Origin of the sequence: Lachnospira hominis (ex Liu et al. 2021) (assembly GCF_014287955.1) — a bacterium.
Classification (GTDB): domain Bacteria; phylum Bacillota; class Clostridia; order Lachnospirales; family Lachnospiraceae; genus Lachnospira; species Lachnospira hominis.
This window is the reverse complement of record NZ_JACOPD010000007.1, coordinates 122,120-138,790: the sequence shown is the minus strand read 5'-3', so window position 1 is coordinate 138,790 and position 16,671 is coordinate 122,120. Positions and strand designations below refer to the sequence as shown.

Annotated in this window: 12 protein-coding genes; all 12 read right to left on the bottom strand. The window is 37.2% G+C overall.

The window, feature by feature from the left end; translation table 11 throughout:
- Positions 1-31 precede the first annotated feature (31 nt).
- A complete protein-coding gene (locus H8S01_RS10655) occupies positions 32-490 on the bottom strand; it encodes a protease complex subunit PrcB family protein (RefSeq protein ID WP_186837185.1) in 459 nt (152 codons plus the stop codon).
- A gap of 94 nt (positions 491-584) precedes the next feature.
- On the bottom strand, positions 585-1,940 hold the full coding sequence (gene glmM, locus H8S01_RS10650) for a phosphoglucosamine mutase (protein WP_021866184.1): 1,356 nt from the start codon (positions 1,938-1,940) through the stop codon (positions 585-587).
- Between the two features lie 49 nt (positions 1,941-1,989).
- Positions 1,990-3,006, bottom strand: a complete 1,017-nt coding sequence (galE, locus tag H8S01_RS10645; RefSeq protein ID WP_021866183.1) for a UDP-glucose 4-epimerase GalE — start codon at positions 3,004-3,006, stop codon at positions 1,990-1,992.
- Positions 3,007-3,041: 35 nt separating this feature from the next.
- Positions 3,042-4,073 carry a hypothetical protein gene (locus H8S01_RS10640; RefSeq protein ID WP_186837184.1) on the bottom strand — a complete coding sequence of 344 codons (1,032 nt, stop codon included), beginning with the start codon at positions 4,071-4,073 and terminating at the stop codon, positions 3,042-3,044.
- A 9-nt stretch (positions 4,074-4,082) separates the two neighbouring features.
- On the bottom strand, positions 4,083-5,597 hold the full coding sequence (locus tag H8S01_RS10635; protein WP_021866181.1) for an MBOAT family O-acyltransferase: 1,515 nt from the start codon (positions 5,595-5,597) through the stop codon (positions 4,083-4,085).
- A 15-nt stretch (positions 5,598-5,612) separates the two neighbouring features.
- Entirely contained in the window at positions 5,613-6,353 is a 741-nt protein-coding gene (locus H8S01_RS10630; protein ID WP_021866180.1) for a polyprenol monophosphomannose synthase, read from the bottom strand.
- Positions 6,354-6,445: 92 nt separating this feature from the next.
- On the bottom strand, positions 6,446-7,960 hold the full coding sequence (locus tag H8S01_RS13920) for a hypothetical protein (RefSeq protein WP_207723053.1): 1,515 nt from the start codon (positions 7,958-7,960) through the stop codon (positions 6,446-6,448).
- Between the two features lie 64 nt (positions 7,961-8,024).
- The gene (locus H8S01_RS10620; RefSeq protein WP_186837183.1) at positions 8,025-9,275 is read right to left on the bottom strand and encodes a hypothetical protein; all 1,251 of its coding nucleotides are present in this window, start codon (positions 9,273-9,275) and stop codon (positions 8,025-8,027) included.
- A 27-nt stretch (positions 9,276-9,302) separates the two neighbouring features.
- Entirely contained in the window at positions 9,303-12,023 is a 2,721-nt protein-coding gene (locus H8S01_RS10615; protein WP_186837182.1) for a YfhO family protein, read from the bottom strand.
- A 35-nt stretch (positions 12,024-12,058) separates the two neighbouring features.
- On the bottom strand, positions 12,059-12,607 hold the full coding sequence (locus tag H8S01_RS10610) for a hypothetical protein (protein ID WP_186837181.1): 549 nt from the start codon (positions 12,605-12,607) through the stop codon (positions 12,059-12,061).
- A 103-nt stretch (positions 12,608-12,710) separates the two neighbouring features.
- Positions 12,711-15,062 (bottom strand): type I phosphomannose isomerase catalytic subunit, encoded by a 2,352-nt coding sequence (locus H8S01_RS10605; RefSeq protein WP_186837180.1) that lies wholly within the window; start codon positions 15,060-15,062, stop codon positions 12,711-12,713.
- A 47-nt stretch (positions 15,063-15,109) separates the two neighbouring features.
- Entirely contained in the window at positions 15,110-16,660 is a 1,551-nt protein-coding gene (locus H8S01_RS10600) for an RNA polymerase sigma factor (RefSeq protein WP_186837179.1), read from the bottom strand.
- Positions 16,661-16,671 lie beyond the last annotated feature (11 nt).

Genomic DNA, 16,671 nt, shown 5'->3' with positions numbered 1-16,671 from the left:
TTCCCCCTTTATAATATTAATATATAAAATATTACATCTTAAATACTACCGGTTCCTCACGCTTTTCTGTCTTTAAAACTATATATGGTGTTGTGGCTCTCTGTGTGACCGGTTCCTGAGTTTTTGGACCAGCAAGGCTTAAATCTACATATATTGAATTCTCGCCCAGATATACGTCATTAACGCTTATACTGTAGCCACTCGTTGTCATAGTTCCATAACCTGCAACCATATATGTATAATCTTTTGTTGTATATGTCATTTTAAGCGTACTTCCCTTTTTTTCATCTATAAGTTTCTTTAACTCAGCCGGAAGATCTTCGTCTTCGACAACTGTATAGTCTATCTCCTCTTTTTTAGTGTTGTTTATTCCCTTCAGGGAACATCCCGGCAGAACACACATTCCGGACAGAAGTACCGCAATAACAAGCAATACCGGAATCAGATGCCTTTTTGCCTCAATTCTTTTAAATACATTTCTTTTTTTCAATACATATTCACCACCTGAAAATAATAAATCCCTGTAACAAGACTTAATAAAATCTTATTACAGGGATTTGCTATTTATTCGTAGTTTATTATATTTATCCTATAACATAACCTTTATTTTTGATAACTTCGATTACATCGTCAACATATTTCTCACATGTCTCAACTGAATCAGCCTCAACCATAACTCTCACAACCGGCTCTGTGCCGCTCTCACGTACAAGAATTCGTCCATTCTCGCCGAGTTTTTCTGCCGCTGCTTCAACTGCTGCCCTGACATCAGCATCATTTTGTGCCTCTGTCTTATCTGTCACACGCACATTTTTAAGCACCTGAGGATATATAACAACAGGTGATGCAAGCTGTCCAAGCGTCTTTTTCTTTGCAAGCATTACTTCCATCATCTTGATTGCAGTGATTATACCGTCGCCTGTTGTTGCATATTTGCTGAAAATAATATGTCCTGACTGCTCTCCACCCAGTCTGTAACCATTCTTTGACATGCATTCATATACATATTTGTCACCGACTGCTGTCTTTTCATAATCAATTCCAACCGCGTCAAATGCCTTATAAAGTCCAAAGTTTGACATTACAGTAGTTACAACCTTATTGTCTACAAGCTTGCCTCTTTCTTTCATATAACAGCCATAGATGTATAAAATATGATCTCCGTTTATAACATTGCCATTCTCGTCAACACAAAGGCATCTGTCCGCATCTCCATCAAACGCAAATCCGGCATCAAGGTGTTCTCTTTTTACAAGCTCACAGAGACTTTCGATGTGTGTGGAACCGCAGCCGTTGTTGATATTTAATCCGTCAGGCTCTGCATGAATCACATATGTCTTTGCTCCGAGTGCATCAAATATGCTCTTTGCAAGTGACCACGCACTTCCGTTTGCTGCATCAAGTCCAATTCTCATACCCTTAAAAGAATAGATTGCAAGACTCATAAGATAGCCCATATATCTGTTACGTCCGGCTGCATAATCAACAGTACATCCAATTTTTTCTCTTGTAGCAAATGGAAGCTCTGCCATCTCACCGTCAAGATACTTTTCAATCTCTCCGATGACATCTTCTCTCATCTTCTCGCCCTTATCATTGATAAGCTTGATTCCGTTATCATAATAAGGATTATGGCTTGCTGAAATCATAATTCCACAGTCAAAATCTTCTGTTCTTGTAACATATGACACACTCGGAGTCGTTGTAACATGTAAAAGATATGCGTCAGCTCCTGATGCTGTAAGTCCGGCTACAAGTGAATACTCAAACATATAGCTGCTTCTTCTTGTATCTTTTCCAATTACAATCTTTGCCTTTCCATCTTCATGATTTTTCCCGTAAAACCATCCTAAAAATCTTCCGACTTTGTAAGCATGCTCCACTGTGAGATTAACATTTGCCTCACCACGGAAACCGTCTGTTCCAAAATATTTGCCCATAACTGCCTCACTTTCACATTAATACAATAAATATTATGAATCTCTATTATTATGCTTCATATCCATTAGGATTGCTCTTCTGCCATCTCCATGAATCTTCACACATATCAAATAAATCTCTCTTCGCTTTCCATCCAAGTTCTTTTTCAGCCTTTGTTGCATCACAGTAATTAACAGGAACATCACCGGCTCTTCTTGGCTTCATCTCATAAGGAATCTTTACACCTGATGCCTTCTCAAATGTCTTTACAACATCAAGAACCGAAGAACCTTTTCCTGTTCCGAGGTTGTAAATTTCTATTCCCGGATTGCACTTTAACTTCTCAACTGCCTTTACATGTCCATCTGCAAGGTCACATACATGAATATAATCTCTTATGCATGTCCCGTCCGGTGTGTCATAATCATCGCCAAACACGCCGAGACATTTTAATTTGCCGACTGCAACCTGTGTGATGTATGGCATAAGGTTATTGGGAATTCCATTCGGGTTTTCTCCGATTTTCCCACTCTTATGTGCCCCGATAGGATTAAAATATCTCAAAAGAATTACATTCCATTCAGGGTCAGCCTTCTGGATATCAGTAAGAATCTGTTCAAGCATTGCCTTTGTTCTTCCGTAAGGATTAGTAATCTCACCCATTGGGCATTCTTCTGTGATAGGTACAAATGCCGGATCTCCATAAACTGTCGCAGATGAAGAAAATATAATATTTTTAACATTATGATTTCTCATCTCATCAAATAAAACAAGAGAACCTGATATATTATTACTATAATATTCAAGCGGCTTTGACACTGACTCACCAACTGCTTTAAGACCTGCAAAATGAATACAGCTGTCAATATTTTCAGCTTCAAACATCTTCTTTAACAATTCACGGTCAGCAATATCGCCCTCGTAAAATGTTACTTTTTTACCTGTAATCTCTTCTACCCTTTTAAGAGACTCTTTTGATGAATTAACAAGATTATCAAGCACTACAACTTCATATCCTGCATTAAGAAGTTCGATTACCGTATGACTGCCGATATATCCGGCACCGCCTGTTACTAAAATAGACATTGTACTACCTCTTTTCATATTTATTAAGTAAAAATTTATTTTTTATAAAGATTAGACATATCCTTATCAAAATAGTCTTCTTCGTTTAAAGTATCAGCGATAGCTTCTTTTACAGCCTTTGCACAGACTGCACTAAACTTTTCAGCCATATCACCATACATATGACCCTCTTTATCATAGAAATCATCTGTTGTTCTGTCAAGTACATCAAACTTTAACTTATTGAAATTAAGGTATTTGACATCAAGCTGTGCTGCAAGATCGCTAATATATGCATCCGCCTGTGCAAAACCGCTGCATTTTTCAGACACTGTGTCGGGATCCTGCACAACTGTTGTAAGTACTATGTTAATTCCGTTTTTACGACAGAGATTAACAATCTTCCCAACATATTCCCCCTCTTCTCTGTCAAGCTTGCTCTCGTCCCAGTCAAGACATGATGTTGTGGATTTCTTATAATCTTTGCTCCTTGATACAAAACCATTTCCCATATATGTATCATATTTATTCATGCTGACAACTTCAGGAGAATAATTCTTATATGCGTCTGACTGCTTTAATTTAATCGTCTTTCCAACTGTCTTGTAGCACTGCCAGTAATTAGTCCATCGAAGAAATGTTCCCCGGTACTCTTCTCTTGCCATTTTGTGCATATAATACCCAAACTTTTCATTACATGCCGGATAAGCATTGTATACATTATTAAAAAGAATACTCTCATCATGCTGGTTTACAAAATATTGATAATCAAGGTCAAGTATTACTGTTTTTAATTTTTTGTATTTTAATGCATATTTTAAAATATAATATGCATCATACATATACTCTCCGCCTATACACATATTCATTGTGGACATTCCAAGCTCTTCGCTCATTTTGCTGCTGTCAAAGCCATAACTTCCATGTGATGCACCAAGAATAAGACATTCATAATCATTATTTTTACACTCATAAAACATTGTCCTGCCAAGTCCGGGCTGCACCAAAGCATAATTAAGAAACTGGTTGATAGCAGTGACAAGAATTATGAACACCACTGCTGCAATAAGACCTTTTCTTTTCTTCATAATACTCTCCTAAAACTGTGCATATACAAATTCAGTCGTACTTCCGACATATCCAAACGGTGCTGTTGCAAATATAAGAATTATATATAATGCCCATCTTACAACAAGCGGTCTTTGTGCAACAAATTCACGTAAATTAATACCTTTTTCTTTCATTACACTTGTTATAAATAAAATAACTGTTCCTACAATCAGAATCTTGTAATCCCTCATATTAAGCCCAAGTCTTAAAAGACTGCCATTTGCAAGAACTGAAAAAGTAAATCCCCTGAATATCCCTGTAAAGGCCTTAAATGCAAGTTCTGCTGTCAAACAGGCGTCGAAAAGCCAGCCAATATTAACAATTATAAATGTCCTTATAATACTTACAACCTTCCAATAGCGTGATGAAGTATTTATATGGCATTTTTTTGCCATAGATGCATAAACAGGCTTTAACAGATTGCTGAGTGCAATAATTATACCGTTATAGAGACCATACAGTATGTACTTCCACGAAGCACCATGCCATACACCTACTATAAAAAATATAAGAATATTGGCAAGACATATAGGAAGAACTCTTCCTGTTGTTTTACCAAAACGTTTTTTTGCAAATTTACCAAAATGAAGCATATGTTTAGATATAGAAAACGGATAGAAAATATAATCTTTCATCCATGTACCAAGACTGATATGCCATCTTCTCCAGAACTCGCCAAGATTTTTTGAAAAATACGGCTGTCTGAAGTTCTCATCAAGATGTATCCCGAATATTTCTGACGCACCGATTACCAGGTCCATTCCGCCGGCGAAATCACAATATACATATATAGAAAACAAAAGAAGTGCAAATACAATATGTACTCCCGAATATGTATTCAGACTTGAAAATACAGTATTTGCCGCAACGTAGGCCCTGTCTGCAAGAATCAGCTTCTTTGCAAGTCCCCATGCCATACGCTGCATGCCAAACTCCACATTCTTAATATCAAAGTCATGTCCTTCAAAAAACTGCGGTGCAAGTCTGTCGTATCTTCCGATAGGTCCCTGCAAAAGCTGAGGAAGAAATGCCGTAAAAAGAGCAAGTTTAAATATATTTTTTTGTGCCTCATACTTTTTCTGATATACATCTATCACGTAACTCATAGTCTGGAATGTATAAAATGAAATTCCAAGAGGCATTATAATCTTAAATCCCGGAAGCTTTGCTGTACTTCCAAATAATGCTCCCACTGCATTGATATTGCTTATAAAGAAATTGATATATTTCATGCCCGTCAATATACCAAAATTGCATAAAAGGCATGCAATTAGAAGCCTGCGTCGATTTTTCTTATCAACGCAAGCCTCCATCTTAATTGTAAATATATAAGACGATATTATCGTAAATATAATATACCCCATATATTTAATTCCATATGTAGCATAAAAAGCAAAACTCATAATCAGCAGCACAACCCACTGATACTTTTTCGGCATAAGATAATATATAAATGCCGTAATCATAATTGTAAATAAAAACCCCGCAGAAATGAATGACATATCTGTTCTCCTAGATTATCTTCCAAGCATCTTATCTTCAGACCATATTTCAACTTTATACTTGTTAGCCTTGTTATATCTCTTTCTCAAGTCTTTGAGCTGCTTTAAGTATTCCATTGTAACTTTTCCTGAAAGCTTTGATTCGCCCTCTGTTCTTTGCTGGAACTTGTAAGGAATCTCTATAACTTTTGAATATGTACCCATAGCAAGAACTTCTACCATAATCTTCCATCCAATTGGCTGAAGGTCAGCATGTTCAATTACTTCTCTTCTGAACATGAAAAGTCCGCTTGTAGGGTCAGAAATCTGTCTTAAACACGGAAGCATAATCTGTCCAATCTTTCTTGCAGTTCCTGATACAAACTTTCTGTACCAGTTAAGTCCGCCGTCATCGCCACCGGGAATAAGACGGCTTGGAATACAGAAATCAGCACCCGCTTCCATAGCTTTATACATATATTTAAGCACAATCGGAGGATGCTGTAAATCCGCATCCATACATGCCATATACTCACCTTTTGCAAGTCTGAAGCCTTTAAGAACTGCTGTTGCAAGTCCGCTCTCACCTGTTCTGTGTTCCATTCTCACAGCCGGGAAATCTTTTGCAACCTCCATAATTATCTGTGGTGTATCATCTTTACTGTCATCCACAAAAAGAATCTCATAATCAATTCCTTTAAGTGCCTCATCTATCTGTGTTACAAGATTTCTAATATTCTTTCCCTCATTAAATGTAGGTACTACTACTGATAACATTGTATTTTCTCCTTTTTATTCAAAATAAATCCGTATTATCGCTTGTGTCTAAGCTAATTGATTATAATACTTATTTATAAAATATACAAGTATCAACTCCAATATCCGAGTTCTACACCTTTAAGATATATGCCTTTTCCTTTTGAATAATAACCCATACAGTTAAGATGTGTCCAGTCTGAACGAAGTTTCTTTGAGATATTACCTCTTTTATAATTTTCCAAATCATCTTTTGTAGGCATTATACCTGTATCTTTAAGACCATTTTCGATTAAATATGTTCGCATATTAATAAAATGGTCACCATATGCAAGTCTTAATGCAGCTTCCCAAGAAGTATCACCTGTACCTATATAATTACCGTTTGCATCTGTTTCCCCCTGACTGAGATCACCGATAGATGTTCCCGGGTCGTCCGTGTCACCTACAACAATATAATATTTACAACCAAACTCCTGAATCATGGCATCATATTGAAGAATAAGTGTCTTATAATCATTTTCCCAACCGCCATTACTTCCAATTTCAAGAATAAGAATATCACCGCTGTGATCAATTGCTGTCTTTGTGTAAACTCTCGTTCCCTCAGGTATTGTAATTGTCTCATATGCCGGTGTTGCTGGTTCTGTCGTCGGTTTCTGTGTTGCGGTTTCTTTTGACGGATTTTCTTTTTCTACCGCCTCAGTCTCTTTTATAACAGCCGCATTTGAATCTTTCCCCTTGACATCTGAAAGCATTACAAGTTCTTTAGAATTTTGTACTTCACTATTTAACTCAAGTTCATATATTCTTGAAATATAATGCCAGCCTTCTGTCTTTCTCACATTGAAAGGTCTGTTTAATATATAAACATCATCAAGAAATCCCCAGTCGTTAGAAATAAATTCATTATTATCAGATCTTATTATTCTAAGTTCTGCCTCATTCGTATCTTTTACTGTTACAGTCCTGTCCGTTTTCATTGCAAGTCCACCCTGCATCATGGCAATTTCATCAGATGTAGCACCCGGCATACCAAAATTATATGCAGTAATTCCTGTAAGTTCCTGCAACGTCTGAGGATATGAATAATACGAAACATTTTTCTTCATTCCATTGACAGTTATACTTCCCGGACCACTGTTAGTTCCATATGTCATCGAATCCCCCCAACAAGAAATCTCCCTGTATTGTCCGTCATATGGTATACATTCAGATGTCATAGTTCTTGGTGGAAGTTCCCATGGTGCCTGATCCTCATCCGGAACTTCTTCCTCCATCATCTCATCAAACTCCTCATACGCAATCTCTTCTTCCGTTTCCGTCTCAGTTTCCGTCTCAGTTTCCGTTTCCGTCTCAGTTTCCGTTTCCGCCTGGGTTGTCGTAATTTTTTCAGTCTCAGAGAGTGCCTCTGTCGTCAATACTTCCTTATTCTTAGGTCTGTTGACCTTTTTCCAGCCTACAACTCCACAGACCGAAGCTATAACAATAATGATTACAAACAATGATGTAACAGCAACATTCTTCCTGTCGCTGAAAAAAACATTTAGTCTTTCGCCAAATTTTCTCAAATTCTGATTATTTTGTTTTTTATTTGTTCCTTTCCTTCTTTTAAGTTTAATTTTCAATGACCGTTTCTCCTTTTCTTTCCAGCATTCCCTCTCAGTATTCCACATATCTATATACGTAATACTACATCAGCCAGCAATCAGAATTATACCACAAAAACAATAAAAATAACTCTAAAGCAAAAAAGATTATTAAAACAATAGAATCAATAGCAATTACTTTCTTTTTATTTTTTAATTCCAAATACTCCCGTCCACCGGCAGTCATCAAATCATACACACCAATAAATATGACAAATGAGCCTATTATAAATCTACATGTACTCATAACATGTGATGTAAGTGGTACAAGCAGTGCTATTATTCCAAAAAATGCCATTGAATAATATTTTCTGTAAATCATATATGCATATACAGCAAACGCTGCAATACAGAACCAGCCCATATATGTATATCTAGGTTCAATCTGTCCTGTGCAGGCTTTCCACATAACCCCGATTACAGGAAAATATGAATCTTCTCTCCAGGCAATCTGAACATGCATGAATGCCCACACATCTCCGCAGAAAAATCTCAAAAAAGTCATATATATAAATGTTCCAAGAGGACAAAGCATAACTGACAATATCTCTTTCGGCGTCTTTATAAAATGAACCACAAAATCTCTGACGTTTTGCCAGATTCCTGCTTTTTTGCTGTCAATAACTGTATTTTTATTCTTATAGTCAAGATAAAGTTCGATAATCAGTGCAAATACAAGTGTACAGCCCACAATTCTTGTTGCACTTGCAAATGCAGACATAAGTCCCGCAATAAGCCATTGCTTTTTCTGGCTGAAATAAAAGAATAAAACAATAAACATTATAAACATCGCTTCAGTATAAACAGATGCACAGTAAAATGAATATGGTGCCATAAACATAAGAATTCCAAGAAGAATTCCATAATTATTATTAATATCCGGCTGTGTACCATTATTTATTTTATATCTGTCTCGAAGCCATTTTATACCAAAATATGCTGCTATATAAATACACACATTTGATACAAACATGCCAACCCAGTACGTATCGGCTTTCCAGAATGTGAGCAGTTTCACAAACTGACAGACAATAACATACATCGGAAAGAACGCCCAGTTCGCCTGCGGGTCAGTATCAAGAGGAAATGTATATCCATTATCTACCATAAACTGGTATCTTTTTGCATCCCACTCATTCATAAGGAAACTAAATGACCGGTTTGTTCCCATAATTCCATTGTATACCGGTACCATAATAAGCATAACCACCCTTGATAGTACAAGTATAAAAAGCAATTGAACAGCCAGTCTGAAATTACTGTTCTTTTTGTATTTTTCAATCAAAGTATTCATTCTTTATCCCCTATTTGGACCGCTGCATCAGAACAGCTGCATCAGCCTTATAACAATCTGATAAATCAATGCCGGAATTGCCGCTACTACAGGAATTAAAAACATTGCAACAATTACAATATTATAAAGTTCAAGATATATGAATGCTGCACACATTTTTAATAAAGCCGGCACTTTCAATTTTGTAAACTTCAAAATAAGTGCTGATGCTATCATCATAATAAGTGTTGCTAAAGATATAAGCATTCCTGCTTTTTTGCCTTTAGGCTCAAATGTCATCTCAATCACATTTTCACCTGCATGAATATCAACACCTGTAAAAAGTCCGCAGACACTTTTAGCTTTTACTTTCTTTTCATTCACCTTTACATTCCAGTTATCACTGTATACAACAGGAATAAGTGCCATATTATTTACACCGCTTCCGTTAAGCTTAACTGTAAGCGAATCTGAAGTATATGATGTCTCACAGTAATCATCGGCATGTTTATCGACAAGTGACTGCATCTTATCCATATCAAGTCCGGCAAATGATACCTCACTTACCTTCAGATACCATGGGTCATCATATTCAACTCTTATTGTAAAATTCTCATTCTCAAATGTGCCAAGATATACGAGATTATTATTATAATCTGTAAAATATGCTGTATTCTTAACATCACCAAGTGTCGGAACAAGAACCGCTTCACCATTGACATATATATGCATTGAACTTATAAGCCATGAAGCATTAGCATCTGTATTACGGTTATTTACATCAACAATATTAATATAAACAGCCTGTTTTCCATCTGCTCTTACATTATACTCCCTTATAACCGATGACTCTTTCTTAGTATATGACATACCATTAACAATATCCTGTGTGTCATTAGTGAGTGCCTTGTAGAAAATATTATGTAAATCTTCCCAGTTGCCGCTGAAATCCTGACGTGTAATGTTTTTATTTACACTCATTGCAAAAGGAAGCTTGTAATTAGCATCATATAACGTATAGTCTCCATCACTTCTTACTGCTGTATACATCTGTGAATCAAGTTCATTCACATTGACTGCCTGAGTAACATGAAAAAGTGAATTAGTAAATACCGTGCCGCCTGAATCAAGAAGCCAGAGGAAATACTTAGAGTAACCAAATTTCTTTGAATAACTCTGTGTATCACTCTGAAGGGCCGCCGTAAAGCTTGACATTGCACTTCTCCTTAAAATAAGCGGATAGTTGGCATTAAGGCTTATATCCGGATTGACAATTCTTTCAGTCACAGACTCTTCAATATCAAGTGAATCCTTTACTTCATTCGCAGCCTGGACATAATCGCCATACTGATATGGCTCATATTCATAAAACTTAGGTGGTCCGATAAGCGAATATGCACCAATAAATACTTCTATAGCAACTATCGCTATAATAGTATTAAAATCAAATCCAATTCCATCTTTTTTAAGCTTTTTATTATAAAAAATAAATGCCGCTATAAATATCGCTATAAATAATATAAATGCTGCTAAGATGATATCATTTGAAGGAATAATATTATAAATAACTGCATATACAGCTGCCGCTACAACAAATATGACAAGCTGTTTTACAAGCTGTTTTTTATCAGCTGTCACTTCTTCAAACATCCGCTGTGCAAAATACGCAGCAACAGTTATAAGCGTAAATGCGACAATATATCCGTTTCTTAACGTATATCCGTTATACGAACCAAAATGCCACATAAGATTGATTCCTTCGACAACAATTGGCAGAAGCGAAATAAGAAGCAGGGAAATCATATATCTTATAGTATTCTTCTCTTCTTTGAACTTCTTTAAGCCCATAATTATTACTGCTGCTGCAAATGCCATTCCATAAAGCATCATCCATCTCTGAAATGCTGCCATCTGTCCGTCAGATATAATAGCACTCTTTATCCAGCCGATATACTGCGATACAATTCCCTGTCCGGAGCCACCTCTCTGTGAGCCTGAAAGCTGCATCATTACAGGCACAAGCACAAAACATGAAAGCCCAAGTCCTGCAACAGTTCCGATTCCAAGATTCCATGCATGTTCCTTGATTTTTTCTTTCTTAGACATAAGAAGAACATACGCCCCGCTTATAAGGAATATGTATACAAGTGACATGGCACCGAGATAATAGTTAATTATGAAAATAATTGCAACCATTATTATGTAAAAAAGCTTTTTGCCTGTCTGCATCATATTTTCATATGCAAGCATAAGGAGTGGGAATAATGCAACTATATCCATCCATGGTGTAAAGCATGAACCATAGAGCACTGTATATCCGCAGAATGTATACATAAGTGAAAATACAACTTTCATATTATATGAAAGTCTGTTATATTTTTTATTAATATATGCATACATGGCAACTGCCATAAATATCATTTTTACAAGCGTAAGTATTGATATACTTTCAAGTATCAGAGTTCTCGGAAAAAGATACAGCAAAAGATTAAAAGGACTAAGCATTGAAAATGCAGATATACTCATTGATACATTCGTGCCAAATCCTGTGTACCAGTCAAACCACAATGACGCCTTTCCATGCATCCAGTCCCAAAGATGTGCATAGAGTGGTGCTACCTGCTGCATATTGTCAAAATAATCTATACGGTTAGCTCCAAACGGCCATATACCTTTAAAAACATAAATAAATACAATAACCGCACACGTAATCAATCCGGGTATGGCATATAATTTTACTCTCTGAAATAACGATTTGTTGTCTTTCATAACGCCTCCATCACTTAATAATCAACCAGCCTGCATTATTCAAGGCAGGTACTCCACAGTGTAAAACTGCTTCCTCTTTCTGTCTCAAATTTTATTGTAAATAATTTATCACTCACAGCATTTCCTGCTTTAAAACTGTATGTTCCGTCTTTTTCAAACTCACCTATCTGCTTATCATCCGCATATACCTTTACGGCTCCTGTAACATTTTTTACCTCAATCGTATATGTAACATTATCCGCATTTTTTTCAGGAAGATAATATATGTAGCTTTCAGATGCATTGCTTACGCTTCCGTCATACTGCTCCCTGTTCCAGCCCTGACCTTTCCTCACACATACATCCCATGTATAAGGACTTCCATTTCTGTCTTTGTATGATGTACAGATTTCTTTGGTTCCAAGTTTATAGCTTAATCTGCCATATCCCGGCCAGTCAGAAAGTTCGTGCGTTATATAATACATCTTATATTCAATTCCTACTTTTGGGGTAATTCCCCACCACATTACAATTATATAAAATAATACCAATATAATACTTGCACTGTAAAGCACAATCCTTGTCTTCTTACCGCCGCTTTTCATCAGAAACCTGCCTTTTTATTTTACATCGTAAAGCCCGCAGCTGATGCGGGCTTACATGACACATTGTGTCCATGTAACACATATATAAATACACTTTGTGTATTTATACATGTGTTACTATGCATGTGCCTTTTCCTTTAATATTAATGCTTCTTTTTCCTGAACTTACAAAGAAACTTTCTCCCGCTTTGAACGGAACTTCCTGCTTATAATCATCTGCCTCTATCGTTCCGCTTCCCTCTATAAATACAAGTGAAACAAATGATGATTCATCTGCAACAATCTTAACTTCGTCTTTTATCTCATATTTGAGACATTCAAAGTATTTGCACTGTACAAGACGTTCAAGGGAATAATGCTCATTTTCCTCAAGCATAACTTCCGTTGTATTATCTTTCACATAAGCTTTTGTGTCAACAACATCAAGTGCTTTTTTTACATGAAGTTCTCTCGGATTGCCATACTTATCTCTTCTGTCATAATCATACATTCTGTATGTGCAGTTTGAGTTCTGCTGGATTTCACAGATAATTATTCCGGCTCCTATAGCATGTATTGTTCCGGCTTTAACCATAACAACATCGCCCTTTTTAACTTCAATTTTATTGAGAATGTCTGTTATTGTATTATCTGCAATTCTGCGTTCAATCTCTTCTTTATCAGTATTCTTTTTAAGTCCGCAGTAAAGATATGAGCCCGGTTCACTGTCAACAACATACCACATCTCATTCTTGCCATACTCGCCTTCATTTTCAAGTGCATATTCATCATCAGGATGAATCTGTACTGACAATGCCTGCTTTGCATCAATAAACTTTATAAGGATAGGGAATCTGTCCTGTGCCTGACATTTCCAGCCAAGACTTTCTTTTCCGATAATTGAAAGATAATCGCCAAAAAGCATACCCTTGTATCTACCATCTGCTATACGGCTTGGTCCATCCGGATGTGCTGATAATTCCCAGCTTTCCGCAATAATATCATAATCGCATTTCTTGCCGAATACAGTACGAAGCTTCGTGCCGCCCCAGAGATTATCCTTAAATGCAGGGTCAAGCTTTATAACAGGATTATCCTGTGTTGCAATATAATTACCCTCAGAAGATTCATCTGTATATATCTTTACAATATCTCTCTCAGATACAACCTCACCTATTCCAATCTCTATAATAACAACATTTTTATCTGTTTTATTAGCAACTTTGTGCTTCATTCCAATAGGCACAAATACGCTTTCAAACTTATGATAATCCCTTGTCTCCTGACCGAGTGTGATAGTCGCTGTACCTTCAACAACAGCCCAGTGCTCACTTCTCATCTCATGCTGGTGAAGATTCATGCTCATTCCCGGAAAAACTGTTACTTTCTTTACTTTGTACCCTTCGGACCAAGTAAGAAGTTCATGAATTCCCCATTCACGATAAGAAAGTCTGTTGTAATCAAAATAACTTTCGTACTTTTCACGGTTATCTTTTATTATATCTTTAATATCTTTTGCACGTTCTTTTGAAGAAACATAAACTGCATCTTCAGTATTTACAACTACTATATCATTCAAATCATTTGTTACAACAAGCTGTCTCTCTGCATTGTTTACGACTGACACATCTTCACAATTATTCTTTATTACATAATCAGAATGTGTCACACTGCCAAATCCGTCAAGATCACTTACATTGCCGACATCTTTCCAGCCAAATTCTGCCTCAACAACTTTTACAATACTGTTCTTTGAAAATACAATCTGCTCAATACTGCCTGTAGGAATATCTTTCATCACATTTTCAGAAAAGCGGATGCCTCGTCTTATTGCAGGAGTTCTTCTCTTTGCCGAACGACATGTATTATATAATTCAGGTGAAATATTTTTCACACTGTTTATAAGATCCCCAACTCTGTATATATACATTCCGCTGTTCCAAAGATATTCTTTATTCTTATATGAATCGCTTTTCAAATCGAACTGCTGTCTCTCGATAAAACCTAATACATCCTCTTCATCTTTTATAATATAATCATATCCGGAAGCATTCTCTGTCGGCTTGATTCCTATAGCCGCAACATATCCTTCTTTAGCAAGTTCCTTGCCTCTAAGAACTGCTTCTCTGTACTCCTGACCCTCTATCAAATGATCCGCAGTTACTACAAAAACCAGTTCCGACTGATTGCAGAACATATTTCCAAGCATAATTGCCGCAGCTGTCCCCTTTGGTGAACCCTCAAGAATAAGCCGGTACTTCAGACTCTGAAATGCTTTCATCTGCCCATTGACTATATTCCTGTAGCTCTCCTTTGTGACAATAACAAATTCATCACAAAATGGCATATTTCTAACGACCGTTTCCTGTAAAAGTGAACGGCCTTCTTTAATATTCATAAACTGCTTTGGATAATTCTTTCTTGACAATGGCCAAAGGCTGTCTCCGCTGCCTCCGGCAAGTATTAAACATTTCATTGTTTTTCGTATCCTCCTTGCTTTGCAACACAAATCAAAAGCAATCGTTAATTACCTGCGGCTTCTGAACTTCCGGTTTCACTACCACTTTCGCTTCCACCTGTGTTTCCACTATCACCTGAACCGCTTCCACCTGTGCTTCCGCTGTCACCTGAACCGCTTCCACCTGTGCTTCCGCTGTCACCTGATCCGCTTCCGCCTGTGCTTCCGCTATCGCCTGAACCGCTTCCGCCTGTGCTTCCGCTGTCGCCTGAACCGCTTCCGCCTGTGCTTCCGCTGTCGCCTGAACCGCTTCCGCCTGTGCTTCCGCTGTCACCTGATCCGCTTCCATCTGTGTTTCCGCTGTCACCTGATCCGCTTCCGCCTGTGCTTCCGCTATCGCCTGAACCGCTTCCGCCTGTGTCTCCACTATCGCCTGAACCGCTTCCATCTGTGCTTCCGCTGTCACCTGATCCGCTTCCGCCTGTGTCTCCACTATCGCCTGAACCGCTTCCATCTGTGCTTCCGCTGTCACCTGAACCGCTTCCGCCTGTGCTTCCACCATCTTCGGTATCTCCGGCAGCCTCAGTATCATTCGTTTGAGTCTGCGTTCTTCTAGTTGTTGCAGCCTCTGTCTGTTCATCAGTCTCTGCTGCTTTAGTTGTTGTCGTCTCTGCCGCCTTTGTTGTTGCATTATTATTCTTTGATGACTTCTTAGTTGTAGCTTCTTCTGCCGCTGTTGTAACAGGCGTAGGATTAAATGTGCTCTTTGACTTATTTTTCTTTATACGTCCGGCAATTGCAACAGTTACCACCGCAAGCACAACCACTAATGCCGCACATATTGCTATTATTCCTCTCATACGTGCATCTGCCTTAATTCCATGATTTGCACTCTTAGCATCATATCTGTCAGAATAATTGTCATTATCATCAAAATCAATTTCAGGTACACTGTCATCGGAACTATCTTCATCATCTGTCTCATCCTCTGATGAATCCTCATCTGCCACATGTACTTGTGGCCCATCACCATCCAATGATACCATATCAAGTCCGAGCATACCTCGTATCTGCATAATCTGTGTGCCGATAAATGTGCTGTCAATTTCAAGTAAATCCTCAATCTCATCTATCGTATAACTCTCATATGCAAACATAAGATATAGGAGCCTCTGTCCCTTTGAAAAATCCTCAAAATCTGTCATAATCTCATTTAACTGATCTATATCAAGAAATGCCTGATTATAATCAGCTGCACATTTTGCAAATTCTGAATCTTCACTTATTGAATCATAATTGTACTCTTCGGCAGAAATCTGTGTATCAAATAATTCACCATTCTGTTTTTTGCACACATTATAGACTTCAACTGTTGTAAAACGGGCAATCCACAAATGTATATCAAGTTCTTCATTATCAAACTCTGAAGCATTTTTGAACATTCTGACAAGAACGTGCTTGGTAAGCTTCTCTCTTGATTCCTTTGTTATATAGACAAATGCAACAAGATTATAAACTTCCTGATATACAAGTCTTGTGAATTTTTCAAAGCTGTTTTTATTGCCTTTTTTAGAATCATTTAATAACTTAATTAATTCCCTGTCCTCTTTTTCCATTTTCATTCCCC